At 35.7% G+C, this 19,414-nt stretch carries 18 protein-coding genes; 10 read left to right on the forward strand and 8 right to left on the reverse strand.

The window, feature by feature from the left end; translation table 11 throughout:
• Positions 1–490: 490 nt before the first annotated feature.
• The 3 genes from J2S08_RS10915 to J2S08_RS10925 are packed head-to-tail and all read left to right on the forward strand — an operon-like array spanning position 491 to position 3,223.
• Entirely contained in the window at positions 491–1,306 is an 816-nt protein-coding gene (locus J2S08_RS10915) for a TrmB family transcriptional regulator (RefSeq protein WP_307229438.1), read from the forward strand.
• Positions 1,307–1,318: 12 nt separating this feature from the next.
• Positions 1,319–2,209 (forward strand): sulfite exporter TauE/SafE family protein, encoded by an 891-nt coding sequence (locus tag J2S08_RS10920; RefSeq protein WP_307229440.1) that lies wholly within the window; start codon positions 1,319–1,321, stop codon positions 2,207–2,209.
• A 24-nt stretch (positions 2,210–2,233) separates the two neighbouring features.
• Positions 2,234–3,223: an ornithine cyclodeaminase family protein gene (locus J2S08_RS10925; RefSeq protein ID WP_307229442.1), complete on the forward strand. Its 990-nt coding sequence runs from the start codon at positions 2,234–2,236 to the stop codon at positions 3,221–3,223.
• 468 nt (positions 3,224–3,691) lie between these two features.
• Here J2S08_RS10925 and J2S08_RS10930 read toward each other — a convergent pair whose 3' ends face one another.
• On the reverse strand, positions 3,692–4,186 hold the full coding sequence (locus J2S08_RS10930; RefSeq protein WP_307229444.1) for a PTS sugar transporter subunit IIA: 495 nt from the start codon (positions 4,184–4,186) through the stop codon (positions 3,692–3,694).
• A 264-nt stretch (positions 4,187–4,450) separates the two neighbouring features.
• Here J2S08_RS10930 and J2S08_RS10935 point away from each other — a divergent pair, with 264 nt between their 5' ends.
• A complete protein-coding gene (locus J2S08_RS10935; protein WP_307229602.1) occupies positions 4,451–5,938 on the forward strand; it encodes a PTS transporter subunit EIIC in 1,488 nt (495 codons plus the stop codon).
• Positions 5,939–5,946: 8 nt separating this feature from the next.
• A complete protein-coding gene (locus tag J2S08_RS10940) occupies positions 5,947–6,636 on the forward strand; it encodes an N-acetylmannosamine-6-phosphate 2-epimerase (protein WP_307229603.1) in 690 nt (229 codons plus the stop codon).
• 38 nt (positions 6,637–6,674) lie between these two features.
• Here the strand turns inward: J2S08_RS10940 and J2S08_RS10945 are convergent, their stop codons facing one another.
• From J2S08_RS10945 to J2S08_RS10965, 5 genes are all read right to left on the reverse strand, one after another.
• A complete protein-coding gene (locus J2S08_RS10945; RefSeq protein WP_307229446.1) occupies positions 6,675–7,481 on the reverse strand; it encodes a MurR/RpiR family transcriptional regulator in 807 nt (268 codons plus the stop codon).
• Positions 7,482–7,696: 215 nt separating this feature from the next.
• Entirely contained in the window at positions 7,697–9,451 is a 1,755-nt protein-coding gene (locus tag J2S08_RS10950; protein ID WP_307229448.1) for an FtsX-like permease family protein, read from the reverse strand.
• Positions 9,448–10,155: an ABC transporter ATP-binding protein gene (locus J2S08_RS10955; RefSeq protein ID WP_307229450.1), complete on the reverse strand. Its 708-nt coding sequence runs from the start codon at positions 10,153–10,155 to the stop codon at positions 9,448–9,450. Before J2S08_RS10955 ends, J2S08_RS10950 begins: the two co-directional genes overlap by 4 nt.
• Positions 10,112–10,756, reverse strand: a complete 645-nt coding sequence (locus J2S08_RS10960; RefSeq protein ID WP_307229452.1) for a TetR/AcrR family transcriptional regulator — start codon at positions 10,754–10,756, stop codon at positions 10,112–10,114. The genes J2S08_RS10955 and J2S08_RS10960 overlap by 44 nt, the downstream gene beginning before the upstream one ends.
• A 335-nt stretch (positions 10,757–11,091) precedes the next feature.
• Positions 11,092–11,943, reverse strand: a complete 852-nt coding sequence (locus J2S08_RS10965) for a polysaccharide deacetylase family protein (RefSeq protein WP_307229454.1) — start codon at positions 11,941–11,943, stop codon at positions 11,092–11,094.
• A 214-nt stretch (positions 11,944–12,157) separates the two neighbouring features.
• Between J2S08_RS10965 and J2S08_RS10970 the strand changes: the two genes are divergently transcribed.
• The 3 genes from J2S08_RS10970 to J2S08_RS10980 are packed head-to-tail and all read left to right on the forward strand — an operon-like array spanning position 12,158 to position 14,014.
• Entirely contained in the window at positions 12,158–12,541 is a 384-nt protein-coding gene (locus J2S08_RS10970; RefSeq protein ID WP_307229456.1) for a GntR family transcriptional regulator, read from the forward strand.
• A gap of 14 nt (positions 12,542–12,555) precedes the next feature.
• Complete coding sequence (locus J2S08_RS10975) at positions 12,556–13,401, forward strand: ABC transporter ATP-binding protein (protein ID WP_307229604.1); 846 nt, start codon at positions 12,556–12,558, stop codon at positions 13,399–13,401.
• Entirely contained in the window at positions 13,394–14,014 is a 621-nt protein-coding gene (locus J2S08_RS10980; RefSeq protein WP_307229458.1) for an ABC-2 transporter permease, read from the forward strand. The genes J2S08_RS10975 and J2S08_RS10980 overlap by 8 nt, the downstream gene beginning before the upstream one ends.
• A 397-nt stretch (positions 14,015–14,411) precedes the next feature.
• Here the strand turns inward: J2S08_RS10980 and J2S08_RS10985 are convergent, their stop codons facing one another.
• Both J2S08_RS10985 and J2S08_RS10990 read right to left on the reverse strand, forming a co-directional pair.
• Positions 14,412–15,785 (reverse strand): dipeptidase, encoded by a 1,374-nt coding sequence (locus tag J2S08_RS10985; RefSeq protein ID WP_307229460.1) that lies wholly within the window; start codon positions 15,783–15,785, stop codon positions 14,412–14,414.
• Positions 15,786–15,928: 143 nt separating this feature from the next.
• The gene (locus tag J2S08_RS10990; protein ID WP_307229462.1) at positions 15,929–16,915 is read right to left on the reverse strand and encodes a sodium:calcium antiporter; all 987 of its coding nucleotides are present in this window, start codon (positions 16,913–16,915) and stop codon (positions 15,929–15,931) included.
• Positions 16,916–17,352: 437 nt separating this feature from the next.
• Here J2S08_RS10990 and J2S08_RS10995 point away from each other — a divergent pair, with 437 nt between their 5' ends.
• Positions 17,353–18,579, forward strand: a complete 1,227-nt coding sequence (locus J2S08_RS10995; protein WP_307229464.1) for a Tm-1-like ATP-binding domain-containing protein — start codon at positions 17,353–17,355, stop codon at positions 18,577–18,579.
• Positions 18,576–19,403, forward strand: a complete 828-nt coding sequence (locus J2S08_RS11000; RefSeq protein WP_307229465.1) for a phosphoenolpyruvate hydrolase family protein — start codon at positions 18,576–18,578, stop codon at positions 19,401–19,403. Before J2S08_RS10995 ends, J2S08_RS11000 begins: the two co-directional genes overlap by 4 nt.
• The last annotated feature ends 11 nt before the right edge of the window (positions 19,404–19,414 follow it).

A 19,414-nucleotide genomic window follows, 5' to 3' on the forward strand; every position in this document is an offset into this window, starting at 1 on the left:
TTTTTTGTGGTTTCTTTTTTTGAACAAAGATTGATCATTCGAATATATCTATGTCACACCACATCTAACTGGCAGTAAGACCCACACCTTAAGGTAAGAGGAATCAGAAGCGCTAGGTGGAGGATAACTAAAAATCAAATGACCGATTGGTTCGGGTCAATAGGATAAGGAAAACTTCTTGAATCGACATCGCACGAAGAAAAGCGGTTTCCTTTTCGATGACGTTGCGATCTTGCCTTTGTTCTACTTCTTATCAGTGGAGGATAGGAGAAAACCTCCACTCAAGGAGTTTCATTTTTATCTTGTCAAATTTGTGAATATATTCACAAACTCAAAAAAATCGTATATAATAGTTACCAAAGGTAGCTACTAAGTACGATCACATGTGAAAAGTTTCACAAAGTAATGAACATTTTTGTTACTTTCCTCATTTTGCAGCAAAATAAAGTATAGTGAAGGGAGATTATTTATCTATATGAGGTGAAGTAGCATGGAAAAAATCATTCAATTATTAAAGAGTTTTAATTTTACCGAATCAGAATCAAAAGTATATATATCTTTGTTAAAAAATGGTGCTGGAACTGGGTACGAAATAAGCAAGAACTCTTCTGTCCCTCGTTCAAAGGTATATAACATTTTGGAAATATTGATGGAAAAAGGGTGCGTTGTTGTTTCTAAGCAAACAAGCCCAGTAAATTATAGTGCTGTGCCTATTGATGAGTTTATTGAAAATATAAAAAGCACTGTGGATGAAAACCTTCTAGTAGTCAGTGAAGAACTGAAAAATTATCGTCAAACGATGGATCTGGAAATGTTTTGGTATATCCGTGGATACAAAAATATTTTTAATAAATGTAAACATTTATTAAACGCTGCCAACACGAATGTGTATGTTCAAGTTTGGAAAGAAGATATTGAACATATTATAGATGAGCTAAAAGATGTTGAAACAAGGCTCGACCAAGTAGTCATCATTCTTTACAGCAGTAATCACGATTATGATGTAGACCTGCAAAATTATTACAAGCATGGATTTGAAGAAGAAAAGTTGAAAGAAAGCGGCGGCAGATGGATTAATATCGTTATTGACTCGAAAGAAGTTATTTTTGGCCATATTCAAAATGATAAAAACGCTGAAGTAATTTGGACACAAAGTACGCCTATGGTTTTTCTAGCAAAGGAAAACATAAGCCACGATGCATACTGTCTAAAGCTTATTCAGGCTTTGGGAGAAGATGCAAAACGCCAATTTGGCAGTGAATTAAAAGGGATAAGAAGCATTTTTACACACAATAAATTAGAGTGAGGATTGAAGCTTATGAACACTGTGACGACCATCATACTAACATTAATAGTCATCGTAAATGGGATTTTTGCTATCAAATTCTTGAAAGACTTAAATAAAAATAAACAAGCAATGAGAAAAGAACCTGGTAGTAATCTATTTCTTGCAATTTCGTCATCTATTATTTTCTTCTTTTCAACTTTTGGCATTTCTGATTTTGCTATTTCTACTATTCTATATCGAAAGAAAAAATTAGTAGAAGATACAAAGCTTCCGGGTACATTAAATACGCAATGTGTTATTCCAGTCGCGGTGATGGCATTAGCGTTTATTTCTGTCATCAAAGTAGATATGACAACATTAGTTGTGTGTATCGTTGCACAAATTATTGGAGCCTACATTGGGCCGCGCTTTGTTGTAAAACTATCAGCTACTGTTATTAGAAGATTTATTGGAACTGGACTTGTCATTGCGACGGTATTAATATTAGCAGGAAAATTCAATTTGATCCCTTCAGGAGGGACAGCTACAGGTCTAAGTGGTGGAAAACTAATCTTTGCTGCAATTTGTTTGTTTATTTTTGGGGCATTAAATAATATTGGTATTGGTTCTTACGCTTTAACGATGGTAACTATCTATGCACTTGGCATGAACCCAGCTGTTGCTTTTCCAATTATGATGGGAGCAGCTACGTTCTCAGTTCCAATTGGCAGTATGGAGTTTATAAAATTCGGACAATATAGCAGAAAAATCACATTGTTTACCTCTACATTTGGTTTAATCGGTGTTCTTATAGGTGTTTATTTAGTAAAAGGTTTAGATGTCTCTATGCTTCAATGGGTTGTAGCAGCCATTCTTTTATACAGCGGCGTCAGTATGCTAGTGAATGAATATAAGTCAGCAAAAGGCATCCAAGCTGCATAAATAATTGATCAGGAGTGTATGGTTATGTTGATGTTAACGAAACAAGATATTAAAAAAATCTTTTCAATGAAAGATGCGATTGAAGCGGACAAAGAAGCTTTACGGATTTATTCAGAAGGGAAAAGTACTGTTCCGCTGCGAGCAAAAATAGACATTCCAAAAGAGCTAGGACAAAGCTTATTTATGCCAGCATACGTAGAAGAGCTTGATGCGATTGGAATAAAGATTGTTTCTGTTTTTCCAAATAATATAACGTTGGGTAAGCCCTCTGTCCCTGCAAAAATGGTGCTGATGAACGGAAAAACAGGGGAAGTACTAGCGATGATTGATGGCACTTACTTAACACAATTGAGAACTGGCGCTGTACAAGGTGCTGCCACTGATATTCTTGCAAGAAAAGACGCGAAGATCGGCGCATTATACGGTACTGGAGGACAAGCTAGTGGACAGCTTGAAGCAATGATAAATGTAAGAAAGCTAGAAGAAGTAAAAGTGTTCGATATTGATTTTGAGCGGGCAAAGAAATTTGCTGCACAAATGCAGGAAGAACTTGCTCATTATTTCACAAAAATTATTGCAGTAGAAGATAGCAACATGGCATTAATAGATGCTGATATTATTACAGCAGTAACAACATCGAAGAAACCAGTATTCGACGGCACATTAGTGAAAAAAGGTGCTCATGTTAACGGTGTTGGCGCATATACACCAGAAATGCAAGAACTGCCTGAATCCATTGTAGTCAATGCCGATAAAATATTCTTTGATACAGCAGAAGGCGTCCTAGCAGAAGCTGGAGATTTGATTATTCCACTAGAAAAAGGACTTGTTTCTAAAAACGACTTTGATGGTGAATTAGGGAAAGTGATTCTTGGTGAAGTGAAAGGGAGAGAATCAGAAAAGGAAATTACGCTCTTCAAAACAGTAGGAACAGCTGTCCTTGATGTTGTTACAGCGCATAAGATTTATCAAAAAGCGTTAAAACATCACGTTGGACAGCATGTAGAGATTTAATAATACATTAGTCAAACAGGGTATACTCATTCGCTTTTGCGAATGAGTATACCCTGTAATATTCAAAAAGAACGATTAAAAGAAATAAAAGATTTACACGAAAAAATAGATAATCAAAAAAATAAGAAGTGATTTAATACTAAACTATAATGTTGGCAACTGTTTAATAGCTGCTGGCATTATTTTTTTGCTGTAGGACATCATTCGTTGCAAGTGCACTGTTGGCATTTTTGAAATTGTTAACGTTCTAGAATTTCACAAAATGAATAGGAGTGGTTTGGAAGTCAAGATGAGAAGTAGGAGGAAGTAAAGAGAGCAGTTCATCTCTTTATCGAAAGTGGAATTATTTATCGGTTTGATCCATATCTATTTTAAACAGTAAAATATCATGTGAATTGAGGTAATAATCTTTCTTTTTTAAATAGGAAAGTCAGCGCTATTTGAGCGCCGTTTCCCTATTTAGAAGGATTATTTTTTAATAAACAATATTTCATCCTGTCCAGCAGCAACTGTGTTATTTTTCGCTTTGCGAATTTCCTTCATGTCAGTTGTGTTAGTGATAATGATAGGTGTAATGGTGCTTTTTGCCTTTTCTTGAATGACTGCTTCTTCAAAAGTAATCAGCTTGTCCCCCTGTTTTACTGTATCGCCTTCTTGTACATGTGCAGTAAATCCTTCTCCTTTTAAATTAACTGTCTCGAGTCCAATGTGAATTAAAATTTCTACACCGTTATCTGCTTGTATTCCTACGGCATGCAGCGTAGGGAAAACTTGAAGGATTTTCCCGTTGACAGGAGCTACAACATTGCCGTTCGCAGGTTTAATTGCGATACCATCTCCCATCATTTTTTCGGAAAAAACCGGATCAGGAACTTCTTCTAAAGGAACTAATTCGCCATCCACAGGAGCAGCTATTGTAATTTCATTTGTATTTTTTTTATTTCCAAATAATTTTTTAAACATATTTATTCCACCTTATCTAAAAATATTAATGATTTTCATCAATTAGTGTCATTATAAATTGAATACTCTTACGTAGCAATAAAAACGAAAGATGTCAGTAGATGAAGAATAATGAAACTTTTCATTTAAATAAAAAACACTTGATAAAAATGATTTTCAGTAATAAAATTAATGTGAAAATAATTTTCTAAAATGAGTAGATTAGAGGTGGAAAAATTGAAAAATGCTTTTTTCGAGAAGGCGCAGAGATTCGGAAAATCATTTATGCTTCCGATTGCTGTACTTCCAGCAGCAGGATTACTTCTAGGAATTGGGGGAGCATTTAGTAATCCAGCAACGATCATGTCTTATCCATTTCTTGATCAAAAGTGGCTACAGGCAATCTTTACGATTATGAGTTCCGCTGGTTCAATTGTGTTTGCCAATTTGGCCATTATTTTTGCAGTTGGGGTAGCTATTGGGCTTGCTAGGTCAGATAAGGGGACAGCTGGTCTTGCGGCAGTATTAGGTTATTTAGTCATGAATGCGACGATCAATGCGATGTTAACGATTACTGGGAAGTTAGCAGAAGACAATTTTGCTGAAGTAGGGCAAGGAATGGTGCTAGGGATTCAATCTTTAGAAACCGGTGTCTTTGGTGGTGTTGTTCTAGGATTAATGACTTATTGGCTCCATCAAAAGTACAATAAAATCGAATTACCTAGGTTTTTAGGTTTCTTTGGTGGTTCTCGCTTTATTCCGATTGTTACTGCCTTTGCATCCATACTATTAGGAATTGCATTATTCTACGTTTGGCCAGTGATTCAGTCAGGCATCTTTTCACTAGGCAATCTCGTAGAAGTGACGGGGTATGTTGGCACATTTATTTATGGATTTGTGCTGCGTTTACTCGGACCGTTTGGACTTCATCATATTTTTTATATACCATTTTGGACAACGAGCCTCGGCGGTTCAATGATTATCGATGGGACATTAATTGAGGGAACGCAGCGTATATTCTTTGCTCAATTAGCCCAACCGGATGTAGAAAAATTCTTTATTGGAACAGCACGGTTCATGGCAGGAAGGCATATTACAATGATGTTCGGTCTGCTTGGAGCTTGTCTCGCGATTTACCATACAGCAAAACCTAAAAATAAAAAGAAAGTACTCGGTTTAATGCTGTCAGCTGGATTAACTTCCTTTCTAACTGGTATTACCGAACCAATTGAATTTTCGTTTTTATTTATAGCTCCAGTATTGTATGTCATTCATGCGTTTTATGATGGACTTGCATTTATGTTCGCTCATATTTTCGAGATAACGATTGGCCAGACTTTTTCTGGAGGATTCATTGATTTTCTTCTATTTGGTATATTGCAAGGAAATGCGAAAACAAATTGGATCATGGTTCCTATCATTGGAGTTCCTTGGTTCTTCCTATACTATTTCACATTCAAATTTGCAATTAAGAAATTTAATTTTAAAACGCCAGGACGCGAAGAAGAAATGGAAGAGTTTACTTTTTCTAAAACCGAAAGAGCGGAAGCAATCATCACCGGTTTAGGAGGCGGGGCAAACATAAAAGATGTTGATGCTTGTGCTACTCGTTTAAGAGTAAGTGTTCATCAATCCGATCTTGTACAAAAGGATGATTTGATGAAAACAGGTGCTAAAGGTGTGATTGCAAGTGGAAATGGTGTACAAATTATTTATGGACCTGAAGTCACGAGTATAAAAAATGAGGTTGAGGAAGCGTTAGGAGATCATTAAACATGGACATTTTAAACAGGCTAGAAAAACAATTAATTGTATCATGCCAGGCTTTGGAAGATGAGCCGCTTCATTCATCAGAGATAATGGGGAGAATGGCGTTAGCAGCTTTACAAGGAGGGGCAAAAGGTATCCGGGCCAATACGGTCGCCGATATTAAAGAGATAAAAAAACAAGTAGATTTGCCGATTATCGGAATTATTAAGCAAGATTATCCTGATAGTGATATTTATATTACGCCGACATTAAAGGAAATAAAAGCACTATTAGCTGCTGAAGTAGATATTATTGCGACGGATGCAACAAGTCGCAAAAGGCCTAATGAAGAGAAATTAGACGCAATCATTTCATATGTAAAATCCCATCACCCTGAGGTTGCATTCATGGCCGACATTTCTTCTGTTGAGGAAGCTGTTTGTGCAGAACAATTGGGCTTTGATTGTATTTCAACAACACTTGTTGGATATACCGAAAAAACAAAAGGGGAAAGCATTGTTGACAATGACTTTTCCATTTTAAAGAACATTGTTGCATCTGTTTCAATTCCAGTCATTGCTGAAGGAAAAATCGATACTCCCGAAAAGGCATTCATGGCGCTTGAAAATGGTGCACACTTCGTTGTCGTCGGTGGGGCAATTACTCGACCGCAAATAATTACAAAAACGTATGTTGATTCAATCAAAAAATGCCAACTATAATAAGAATGATTTGTATAGAACCAGAGCTTAAACTGGTTCTATATTTTTTTATATTCATTGATTGCTTTTAACGTTTTGTTGCTTTTATTTAGAGCATCTTGATTTAGCAAAAGCATCATGCTTAAAATGTCTAAAGAATAAAGGATAGATAGCTGACTGTTCATAAAGCCATTGTCACGATATGTTTGAATACTAGAAGTATATAAGATGAGATCGGAGTTTTTTGCTAGGCTCGTTTCAGAATAATTAGTGATAGCAATGATTTTGGCATCTTGCTGTTTGGCTATTTGTATCCCATCAATGATCTCCTTTGTTTGTCCTGAACTTGATATTGCAATAATAACATCTTGGGAAGTTAGGATAGAAGCATTAATAATCATAGCGTGAGAATCTGTATGTGTATCTACAAATAGTCCCATTCTTGCTAATCGCAGCTTTAATTCTTGAGCAGATAAACCTGAACTGCCGATACCATATATATGGATACTTTTTGCTTCAAAAATCCAGTTGCACGCTGTTTCAAAATCATGAATATTCGTTAGAGAATTTGTTGATTTGATGACGGAGTGATAAATTTGATCAACGGCATCAATGGCATCGTGTGTTTCATCTGTTTGCTTTACGGCATCACGCAAAAGGATTTTAAATTCAACAAAACTTGAAGCTCCGATTTTTTTGCAAAAACGTGTAATGGTAGAGATTGACACATTGATTTTATCGGCTAATTCTTGAATATGAATGTTCAATAACGTTTTATTATGGTGTATGACATAATCGGCTATTTTTTTTTCTGTCTTGCTTAGTGTTTGATATTTTAACTGTATTTGGTCTAGAATCGAATGCATCCATTTACCTCCAAATATAACAAAAGACATATTGAATTCGTTAGGGTGTTGTATTCATTATAGAATGTATAAAATGAAAATGAAAGAGAATGCAATGCTGCTGACAGTAGCGTAGTTACTAATTTCAATCCACCTCAGAACTAAAAAACGCCCTTAAAGGTGAAGTGTACCCTAATTATTAGATACCATCTAAAATTTAAGGTTTATATTATCGCCTATTGTAAGTGGTGGTGAATAGTTTCAGATAGAATGATTTTCTTAATTTTAGTCGTGAATGCCGCCTCCACAATTGCATAAATAATTTGAATAACAACAAATATACCCAATATGATAAAGACATTGGTTTGAAACGGAATATAATCGACTGTTTGTATGGATAAGCTTCTGTGTATCTCTTTGCATATAACAACACTGGGAAACAGCATTAACAAGAAAGCAATATTTATAATAGGTCTATAAATGCTTATGAGCATTTTGTTGATCTCTTTTGGTTTGTATCCTAATAAATTTAAAATCAACATTTCTTTTGAGCTGTCCTGAAAGTTGAGAAGTAACACCAAATAGATTAATATACATCCAGCAACACATCCAAGCAGTTGATTTATTACCGCACTCATTCGATTCGAAACCGTCTCTTCGTCAAGTGTAAGTAACCGTTCTTCTTTTGTAATAATTTGTCCAGTCATAGTGGAATCTATTTCAGTGCTTAAAAGTCCATTATATGACGTTTCTGGTATGTGCATCCATTTAGCTAATTGCTCTTTTGACATATAAATACAGTTAGATTCTGCATTTTCTGCCACATTAGCAACTATAACGGAATAATTTTCACCAGATATTGAAATTGTAACTTCATCACCTTTTTTTAAACCATATACTTCTTGGAGTGCAACTCCAATCAATATTTCATTATTCTCTTGTATACTCAGTAGTTCACCGCTCTGATTGTAGAGTTCTAATAAATTTCCACCATCAGATAAGCCAATTATTTGCTGTGCAATAGGTTCATTGTAGTTTTCTGTATACAGGGAAGTCGAGACTTCTAAGTATAAGACCGAGTTCGTGTGTTCCTCTGAAACTTCTTGATGAATTTCATCAAATTTTACATTGTAAGAATAATTGTGTCCCTCCGTCTGTGACTGATAAATTTTATCGCTGCTTAGATAGAGGGAAATACTCATGATGAAAAGACTTGTACTGACACCAACGGCAATAATGCATAAAATAAGTGTCGTAGGTTTGCGAAGTACAATCCTAATAGGAAATCTTTTGTTTTCTGGCAAAACAGAAGAAACTTTATCGGCTATAAAAGTGATTGTCCGCTTTTCTTTTTTTATATCCATAGCATTTATCAATAAGGCGGCTTCTTTTTTGTAAAACGCTTTACAGGATAATATAGTTGTCATACATAATACCAAAATAACCAGAATTACACCGTAAAATATACTATTGGCATGGATACCCTTTTCTATATCAGGAATCCCATATGAAACCTTATAAGCGTTTAATAATACACTTGAAAATATCCAACCAAACAACATCCCTGTTATCGTGGCAAAGAAAGACAATGAAATAGTAAAAAACATATAAGTTTTTACAATAGAAAAATCTTTAAAACCCAATGCCTTAAAGCAACCAATTTCTTTTTGATGTTGATTAAAATAATGTTTATAGAATAGATACAATACAAAGGCACTCATAATCAAAAAGCATAAGAGGAAAGTCCATGCCAAGGAGTTGTTGGACTGTAAAGCCACAAATAAATCGGCTTGATTGTCCGAAAATGCTCTGCTAGCATTTAATATGCTTTGGAGTTTTTCCATATTTTTATCAATGGAAAACTGGACAAAGAAATACATAAACGAAGTTAGCATGATGAAAGTGTAAAGAAGAATGATATAGCTCTTGTTTTTTAATATGCTTTTCATCACTTCTTTATAAAGTAATTTTTCATTTTTCTGGATTATCAAAATAAATCCTCCCAGCTCATTTCATCTGCACTGATAGGCGCTTTATTCCACATATCTTTATGAATAAGTCCATCCTTAATCGTAATAATGCGTTCAGCAGTATTAGCAATTTTTAAATTATGGGTAATGAAAATAATTGTTACACCATATTGTTTTTTTATCAGATGTAATAATTTTATAACCCGTTTGCTGTTATCCTCGTCCAATGCGCCTGTGGCTTCATCACAAAATAAAACCTTTGGATTTTTGATGATCGCTCTTGCGATAGAGGTTCTTTGTTGTTGTCCTCCGGAAAGTTGAGAAGGGAACTTATTTAGAATATCATCAATTCCCAGCATTTCAGTTACCTCATTGAAAGGCAATGACTTTCTAACTGGGGAAATTCCTATCCGAATATTTTCGGCAACTGTTAAATTTGGCAGTAAGAGATAATTTTGAAATATATTGCTAGTTTCATTTCTCTTTAGATATGACATCTGTGAATTGCTAAAGGATGTAATCTCTAATTCTTGATAATATATCTTTCCTGATGTGGGCTTTAACAGCCCTGACATGATATTCAGCAATGTGGTTTTGCCGGAGCCGCTTGCACCAAGTATTACATTAAATGAATTTAAAGATATTGATAAATCCACTCCATTTAATACTGTTTCATTTTCATTAAATTTTTTTGTAATTTTTTCTGCTCTTATAATTGGTTTCATTATATTCTCCAGTTCTATAAATGATTGTTTTCAAGATCATGTCGATTTGTTCTTGTATTAGCTCAGGCGAAATAGATATACTCATAGATAGAAGATTTAATCCCTCAAGTAAAATTACGATGTGCCTTGCCGTTTTCTCTATATCTATAACATCTAAATGAGCGATTTCCTTTCTGCTAATTCCATAAGAAAGCGTTTTGGAAACAATAGTAACTGCGTCATTAAAATATTTTTCTAAAACTTCCTCAAAAGGATTGTTTCTTTGTGACAAGAAAAATTCATAGATTGCTACTCTAATTGTATTTTCTGTGTTTAGTAATTCATTTTTCTGTCGTTGTAAAAATTCATTTAATATTGCTATTGCATTCATCTCATTTTCCATGCATTTTATAAAATAGCAATAATCATTTTCTTTTTCTAACGATAAAATATCCTCAAAAATTTCTTTTGTTGACCCATAGTATCTGTATAACCCACCACGGCTTATACCACATTCTTCAACAATATCCTTCATGGTAACAGAGGTATAGCCCTTTCTCATAAAGACATTTGCGGCATTCTCTAAAATATAATTTTTTTTCTCAATAGCTTTTGATGTCATATAGATATCTCTCCTTACTTACTTACAATACAAAAGTGACACATGTGTCGATGAATAAATTATGCGACACACGTGTCACTTTGTCAAGTTAAAAAAATTAACTAGCCATCATAGGCAAAAAATGATGGTGATCATATACGTGAAATAGCAATGAAAAGCTATATGATCGAGGTTGAATATGATGACCAATTTACTGAAATAAGCAAAATTGAAACTCTGATCAACACAATAGTAGTAGCATAACAGTAAAGAAATTTCATAAAAGCAGGGCGAAAAAATTACCCTGTTCTTATTTTTTTACAGAACATCCTTGATAAAATTCGCTGGAACATGTATTATTGCTGTCCTTCTATTTGAAAAAGCTCCGGAATGGTTACTAATTCTATGCCATCATTTTGTAGTTTTGGAATGATAATATCCAATGCTTCTACTGTACCAGATAAGTCTTGTGTCCAATGACCGCCATCATGAAATAAAATAACGGCGCCGGGATGAATATTGCTTAGGACATTTTTTTGAATTTGTTCAGCTGAAAGCTGCTGCCAGTCTGAGGAATCAACTGACCACATGATTGCAGATAAATTCATTTGTTCCAATGCTTTTACTTGTTCACGAGTTAAATTGCCATAGGGCGGCCGAAATATCCTCGGTTTCATGTTAACTATTTGTTCTATCGTATTTTCCGTATCTGAAATTTCTTTTTTCATTCGATCAATATTTGCTTCATTTAAATTTGGGTGCCAATAAGAATGATTTCCAATTGCATGTCCCTCTTCATGAATGCGTTTCACAATATCTGGATAGGCCCCAGCTCTTGATCCCATCATAAAGAAAGTCGCTTTTGCATGATGTTTTTTTAAAACATCTAGTATTTGGGGTGTATACTTTTCACTTGGGCCGTCATCAAAGGTGAGAGCCATTTTTTGTGTATTGTTTGCTCGAATTGCAATAATATCAGGATATTCGCGCTGCAGTGTCCAAAATGATACTGGCTCTTGCACCCTGCTTGCTAATTCTGATCCTCCTTCAAGTTCTTCTATATGTTGCTGCTGATTGTCGTTATGGGTTACTGTCATTAGCTTGTTTTCCTCTTTCACAGGCTCTGTGGCGTTATTGTTGCATGCAGATAAGAAAATACTCATAAAAGACAAAAATAGGAGCAAACGGCAGCGTGTGGTGATATTCATTTTAATCCCCCTTTTAGATACGTTTCCACTAGTATTTTCCGAAGTTTGTCATTTCATGTATATCAAGAGCAATCAAAGTGATGATATGTGAAAAAATCTCATTAACGTCGAATAAGGCTTTTTTTACAATATTTTACTAGAAAAATGTATTGACACTCAATGTCTATAGTGTATATACTTTATATATACACTATAGACAATTGTAGGTGACTAAATGGGTATTATTATTTCAAACACCTCAAAAGATCCTATTTATCAGCAAATTATTACGCAAATAAAAGAAATGGTTTTTAAAGGGGAACTTAAAGAAGGTGATGCACTTCCATCTATTCGTCAGCTGGCTAAAGATTTACAAATTAGCGTCATTACAACAAAACGAGCTTATGAGGAATTGGAAAAGGAAGGATTTATTATCTCGGTTGTTGGAAAAGGATCGTTTATTGCTGGTCAAAACAAAGAACTGTTAAAAGAGAGGCGCTTGAAGATAATGGAAGAAAAAATGATTGAGATTATTGAAGAAAGCAAGCTGTTAAACATTTCAATTGATGAGCTTTCCGATATGCTCCATTTATTGTATAGAGAGGATGACGAGCGTTGAATACAGTAGAATTAATGAATGTCACGAAAAAGTATAAAAACTTTACATTAAATAATGTTTCTTTTTCAATAAAAAAAGGATATATCACTGGTTTTATCGGGGAAAATGGAGCAGGAAAAAGTACAACGATAAAATTAATTATGAATTTAATTAAACGAGATAGCGGAGATATTCGTATTTTCGGTGACGATAATCTCCAACATAGCACAAAGATAAAAGAAAGAATCGGGTTTGTTTACGATGAAAATTACTTTTATGAAGAATTGACGATCAAAGAACTAAGGAGAATCATTGCTCCCTTTTATTCAAAATGGGATGATCACCTTTTTCAACAATACATTGACATGTTTGAACTCCCAATGAATCAAAGGATTAAAAGCTTTTCAAAAGGAATGAAAATGAAGACTTCGATCGTATTTGCACTCGCTCATCATCCTGATTTCATCATTATGGATGAACCAACGTCAGGGCTTGATCCGATTTTTCGCAGGGAGATACTAGATATTTTTCATGATGTAATGCTCGATGAAGAAAAAACAATCTTTTTTTCAAGTCACATTACTACTGATTTAGATCGTATTGCTGACTATATTACATTTATTCATAAAGGCAATATCATTTTTAGTCAAGAAAAGGATATTCTTTTGGAACGATACAGCATTGTAAAAGGTGATAAGCAATTATTAGACGATGATACGAAAAATGAGTTCGTAAGTATACGTCAAACGAGTGTCGGTTTTGAAGCACTCACTAGCAACACCCAAAAAACAAAAGCAGTATTCGGAGATGATGTTTTGTATGAAAAACCATCTCTTGAAGATATTATGTATTTTACTAGTAAGGGGGATATCCATGTATAACCTGATTGTAAAAGATCTAATATTAATGAAGAAAATGCTCCTAATGTTATTCGGCTTTGCTATTTTCTTTGGTCTATTAGGTAATCCTCCAACTTTTTCAATGTGCCTTATTGGTCTGTTTTTAATTACAGGGACCGGCCATTTTGAAGATCGAAATCAATCCCATATCATGTTAAATAGCTTGCCATTGTCACGAAAACAAATCATTTCTTCAAAATATGTCGGTGCAATTGTTAGTGCTTTGTACGCAACAATTTTAACTATTTTTGTTCATTTCCTTTTTACTTTGTTTATTCCACAAACATCTGCTGATGTGAGGCAGATTTTAGTAGGGATCATGATCATTTTAATGATGGCAGCTTTTTACTATCCAATATTATATAAATTCGGCGTAAAGTATGTTAGAATGATTGTTTTCTCCATTTTTGTATTCGTCATTATTTTTGGGAGAATTGTTTTATATGTGTTTAGTGACCAAGTTGAAACAGTAAAACAATTTTTTATGCAATTTACAGCTGATCAATTAGTGTTGACTTTTCTCTTTACTACTGTTGTCATTTTTTTGATTTCATGGGTTTTATCCATAAAAATATATGAAGCAAAAGAATTTTAAAAACGAAAGCGAGAAATAGGCTAATCTTGACGCAATTGTCTAGATTAGCCTTTCTGTTTATTTTTCACATTTAACTGGCAGTAAGACCCCCACCTCGGGGAGTAAGAGGTGGGGGGAACTGCCAGTGTCCGATTGGTTCCGGCCTACAGGATAAGGAAAGCTTCTTGAATCAGCATCGCACGAAGAAAAAGTGCTCTCCTTTTTCGAGGATGTAGGTCATTCAAGCGTTGCGACAGGACAAGGAAAGCTTTGGCAGTGATACATCGCACGAAGGAAAAGCGATTTTCTTTTTCGAGGACGTTGCGACTTAGCCTTTGTTCTACTTCCCATCAGAGGGGGATGAGAGAATCCCCCCACTGATGGAAGTTTCACTTTATTTTTGAGATAGATAGGTTGATTACATCGCATCTGTTAGTTCGTACCAATAATGGCAAATTGTTAGCAAGCCTTTGTCGAAATTTTCGAGATGAAAATGCTCATTCGGAGCGTGGAAATTTTCATCAGGAAGCCCAAACCCCATTAAAACAACCGGCAAATTTAAAATTTGGTCGAAGGTTGCAACGATAGGAATAGAGCCTCCGCCTCTCGTATAGGATGTCGGTACGTTATACACTTTTTCATAAGCTCGCCCTGCTGCTTGGATCGCCGGATGATCATATGGTGTTACATATGGCGCTCCTTTATCAAGATGTTCAACTGTCACGGTGACACCCTCTGGTTTATTTGCATCAATATGTTTTTCTATTAATGCCAAAATTTCATCTGGATCTTGGTCAGGAACAAGTCTGCACGTAATTTTTGCAGCTGCTTCCGACGGCAGCACTGTTTTTATCCCTTCACCTTGAAAACCGCTGTACACTCCGTTAATTTCAAGAGTAGGACGCACCCAAGTACGTTCATTAAATGTATAGCCTTTTTCTCCAAATAGTTTTGGTACACCTAAGTCTTGACGCAGTTTTTCCTCATCAGTATGTAAGGCTTCATACGCTTTTTTCTCATTGTCCGTAATCGCAACTACTTTATCATAAAATCCGTCTACTAAAATCCGCCCATCTTTGCCACGGAATGAAGCTAAAAGCTCCACAATTGCATGGGCAGCATTTTGAACACCGCCGCCATATAAGCCTGAATGGAGGTCGCCTTTTGTACCTTTTACATTAATTTGCATTCCGCATAACCCACGAAGTCCATAGCAAATAGTTGGTTTTCCTTTTTCAATCATTCCTGTATCTGAGATGACAATCACATCAGCAGCAAGTAAATCTTTTTGATTTTCAACAAAGATAGGAAGGTTTGGGCTTCCAACTTCTTCTTCACCTTCAATCATCATTTTAATGTTAACTGGCAAAGCTCCAGTAGTTTGAAGAAGGGCTTCAATTGCTTTTACGTGCATGAACACTTGGCCTTTGTCGTCGCTTGCACCGCGGGCAAACAGTTTTTCATCTGAAATAGTAGGCTCAAATGGCGGTGTATCCCATAAATGTAGAGGATCGACAGGTTGAACATCATAATGGCCGTAAATTAGGACTGTTGGCTTTCCTTCCGCATGAAGCCAATCTCCATAAACGACAGGATGGCCATCGGTTTCCATTATTTTCACATTCTCAAGCCCTGCACTCATTAGTGATTGAGCGAGCCATTCTGCGCATGTTTTTACATCTTCTTTATGTTCAGATAATGAACTAATGCTCGGTATACGTAAAAAATCGAATAATTCGTCTAAATGCTTTTGTCGATTGTGTTTTAAATATTGCTCAAAATTCGTTGCCAATTGAACAACCTCCTAAAATGATTTCTATATTTTATTTTACGTTAAAAAAAATAAGTTAGCTATGACAAAGTTTTTAGATATATGCAATATTACGTTTCATTTGAAAAATAGGAACCATTTTTCAATTCCATCCTTTTCCAAAGTTAATAGGAGAAAATGAAGTAGGATGAAATAAAGTAAAGTATTATTAGCAAAAGGGATGGCAGAGCGTAAATAAAAGATGAGTGCTGCTTTTTCCGAGTGAGTGAGAAAAGAATAATAATTGAAAGCACACTAACAGCTGCAGCAGTAATTTGATGGACAGATGATACGTGTGCAAGAATAGCTCCTTTTCGAAATAATATATCAGAACCGCTAAGGATAAGCATATTAAACATATTGCTGCCGAGTATGGAACCTATTGCTAATCTATCATTGCCGAGACGAATGGCAATAAGAACGGAAACAGCTTCAGGCAGCGATGTCGTTGCAGCGATTAAAAAGCTGCCGACAAAACTTGAACCAAGTCCAGTGATAACGGCAATTTTATCTCCAGCAATCGATAAAATTGTTCCAGTCATTAAGATGATCATTGCAGCTAGAGTAAATCCCCAGATTGCTTTTTTTAACGAAATTGCTGTATCGTTGCTGTCATTTTGCTTCATTTCTCTATGAACAGGGTTGTCTGTTTTTGGTAGATTCGTTAATACGAACATCCCAACGCCATAAATGACGATAATGAGCAACGTGTCAATTCCAATCCCCAAAACCGTTATGTTCAGTTTTAGCTTTAAAGCAATAAGTGAAGTAATTGCTAACACTAAACCGATGCCTGCGGTGTAAAAGTGTTCTTTTTCTGCTTCTCTTAAAAATTGTTGTTTACGAAAATACAGATCGAACATTGCTAAAATAAACAAATTAAACATGTTGCTGCCTAATACATTTCCAACCGCTATATCAGGGTTATGAATAATAACCGCCGATAAGCTGGTCGTTACCTCTGGCAATGAAGTCGCACCTGCTAAAAAAACCGTTCCGATCAGCATTCCGCCTAAAGATGTTTTTTTGCTGAGCACATCTGCATAAGTGGATAGCTTCATCGCAGCTATGACAGTTACAATCGCGCATAAACTAAAAATAAAATAAACCAATGAACATCCTCCTTTAAAAAGAAACAAAAAAGACCTTTTTATAAAAGCTTAGTAAGCTTTTATAAAAAGGTCTTGCGTACTTTGTGGTGACAAAGCTTAATGAACCGAGCGAACATACTCGCTGTCATGACGATTCATTAACCGTTTCCGGTCGCTACTCCCCTTTTGGGCTTATTTACCTTTATAAGGTAACATGGGACACTTCAATCGTCAATATATTTTTCTCTTTAGTAACATGAAATTTATTTGTGGCCTATATAGGCAAGTTTCTTCGAGAAGAGAATTGTACATTCCTTTCATTGAGGATTTCATAAGCTTAGTTTGGGAGTGAGAACAAAAAAGTATTCAAGAGAATTTACCTCTTATTTAAATAAAACTTAATTATTTCCGTTGTTTTTTGTACACACTATTTGGTAAAGCAAATAGGGGGTGATGATTTGAACGAAAAAATTGTTATCGTCGGAACGTTGGATACGAAGGGCGAAGAATTTCAATTTATTAAAGACATATTTATAAAAGAAGGGCTGCAAACAGTAGTGATTGATACAGGCGTTAAAGGCGAACCTTATTTTAGTCCAGATATTTCAAGTGATGAGGTTGCGAAATCCGGAGGATCATCTATTCATAAGCTAATTAGCAACAATGATCGTGGACAAGCAATTGATGTCATGATGAAAGGTGCGGCCAAGATTGTTCAACAGATGAATGAGAACGAAAGAATTAAGGGCATAATTAGTTTAGGAGGGACTGCAGGAACAACGATTGGAACATATGCGATGAGAACATTGCCAATTGGAATCCCGAAAATAATGGTCTCTACTGTTGCTTCAGGTGATACTAAACCGTATGTAGGCGAAAAAGATATCATCATGATAAATTCTGTCGTAGATATTTCGGGAATAAACTCTTTTTCTGCAGAAATTTTAGCGAATGCAGCATATGCACTTGTTGGAATAGCAAAAGCAAACTATCAAGTTCAAATGGATGAAAAGCCCTTGCTAGCTGCAACGATGTTTGGAGTTACGACTCCATGTGTGACAAAGGCGAGAGAGCATTTAGAAGAAAACGGTTATGAAGTTTTGGTTTTTCACGCGACAGGCTCTGGCGGCAAAGCAATGGAAAGTTTAATTGATTCAGGCTTTATTAAAGGTGTATTAGATATTACAACAACAGAATTATGTGATGAATTAGTTGGCGGTGTTCTCTCTGCTGGCAAAGATCGTTTAGAAGCTGCGGGGAAAAATGGGATACCACAGGTCGTTTCAACAGGCGCTCTTGATATGGTTAATTTTGGTGCAATCGATACAGTACCAAGCAAATTTAAAGATCGCAAACTATATAAGCATAATCCGACTGTTACGTTAATGAGAACAACGAAAGAAGAGAATGAACAGCTCGGAAAAATCATTGCCGATAAATTAAATGCTGCAAATGGGTCAACGGCTTTATTTTTACCGTTAAAAGGGGTGTCGATGATCGATGTGGAAGGGCAGCCTTTTTATGGGCCTGAGGAAGATCAAGTATTATTCGATACATTAAAAAAGCACATTGATGAACAGAAAGTTGAAGTAATAGAGATGAATACAGACTTAAATGATGATGCATTTGCGATTGCGCTGGCGGAAAAATTAATCGAGATGATGAAGGGGGACAAGTTAAAATGAGTCTTACGAGGCAAGACGTTATAGAAAAGTTAGAACAGCAAATGAGAGCGGGCAAGCCGATTATCGGCGGGGGAGCAGGAACAGGAATATCTGCGAAAAGCGCCGAGGCTGGAGGAGTCGATTTGCTCGTCATATATAATTCTGGCAGATACCGGATGGCTGGAAGGGGATCACTTGCAGGTTTAATGCCATATGGTGATGCGAATCAAATTGTTGAGGAAATGGCTGGCGAAGTATTAACTGTTGTAAACGATACACCTGTCTTAGCTGGTGTGTGTGGAACCGATCCGTTTCGCCGTATGGATGTTTTTCTAAAAAAGTTAAAAGATATTGGATTTTCAGGTGTCCAAAATTTTCCTACAGTTGGGCTTATTGATGGCATCTTCCGTAAAAATTTAGAAGAGACAGGGATGGGCTATCAGTTAGAAGTAGAAATGATCAGATTAGCCCATGAGCTTGATTTATATACGACTCCATACGTATTCAATGAAGAGGATGCGATTCAGATGGCTAAGGCTGGAGCGGACATGCTAGTTGCCCATATGGGACTAACGACAAAAGGAACGATTGGAGCCGAAACAGCCCTAACGCTTGATGATTGCGTCGAAAAAATTCAAGCAATCCATGATGCAGGCAAATCTGTTAATCCCGACGTTCTCGTTATCTGTCACGGCGGTCCCATTTCAGAACCAGAAGATGCAAAATACGTATTAAGCAAAACAAATGGCGTTGTAGGCTTTTACGGTGCTTCCAGTATTGAGAGGCTTCCAACCGAAACAGCGATTAAAAGCCAAGTGGAAAACTTTAAGCATATATTTGCATAATAACGTGAAAA

This window comes from Bacillus chungangensis, assembly GCF_030812995.1.
GTDB classification, from domain to species: Bacteria; Bacillota; Bacilli; order Bacillales; family Bacillaceae_C; genus Bacillus_CF; species Bacillus_CF chungangensis.

Excerpts from the sequence above, each read along its gene's own strand:
- J2S08_RS10935 (WP_307229602.1), top strand. The coding sequence starts at position 4,451 with ATGCTTCCGATTGCTGTACTTCCAGCAGCAGGATTACTTCTAGGAATT.
- J2S08_RS10930 (WP_307229444.1), bottom strand. The coding sequence starts at position 4,186 with ATGTTTAAAAAATTATTTGGAAATAAAAAAAATACAAATGAAATTACA.
- J2S08_RS10945 (WP_307229446.1), bottom strand. The coding sequence starts at position 7,481 with ATGCATTCGATTCTAGACCAAATACAGTTAAAATATCAAACACTAAGC.
- J2S08_RS10955 (WP_307229450.1), bottom strand. The coding sequence starts at position 10,155 with ATGAAACCAATTATAAGAGCAGAAAAAATTACAAAAAAATTTAATGAA.
- J2S08_RS10965 (WP_307229454.1), bottom strand. The coding sequence starts at position 11,943 with ATGAATATCACCACACGCTGCCGTTTGCTCCTATTTTTGTCTTTTATG.
- J2S08_RS10975 (WP_307229604.1), top strand. The coding sequence starts at position 12,556 with ATGAATGTCACGAAAAAGTATAAAAACTTTACATTAAATAATGTTTCT.
- J2S08_RS10960 (WP_307229452.1), bottom strand. The coding sequence starts at position 10,756 with ATGACATCAAAAGCTATTGAGAAAAAAAATTATATTTTAGAGAATGCC.
- J2S08_RS10920 (WP_307229440.1), top strand. The coding sequence starts at position 1,319 with ATGAACACTGTGACGACCATCATACTAACATTAATAGTCATCGTAAAT.
- J2S08_RS10970 (WP_307229456.1), top strand. The coding sequence starts at position 12,158 with ATGGGTATTATTATTTCAAACACCTCAAAAGATCCTATTTATCAGCAA.
- J2S08_RS11000 (WP_307229465.1), top strand. The coding sequence starts at position 18,576 with ATGAGTCTTACGAGGCAAGACGTTATAGAAAAGTTAGAACAGCAAATG.
- J2S08_RS10915 (WP_307229438.1), top strand. The coding sequence starts at position 491 with ATGGAAAAAATCATTCAATTATTAAAGAGTTTTAATTTTACCGAATCA.
- J2S08_RS10925 (WP_307229442.1), top strand. The coding sequence starts at position 2,234 with ATGTTGATGTTAACGAAACAAGATATTAAAAAAATCTTTTCAATGAAA.
- J2S08_RS10980 (WP_307229458.1), top strand. The coding sequence starts at position 13,394 with ATGTATAACCTGATTGTAAAAGATCTAATATTAATGAAGAAAATGCTC.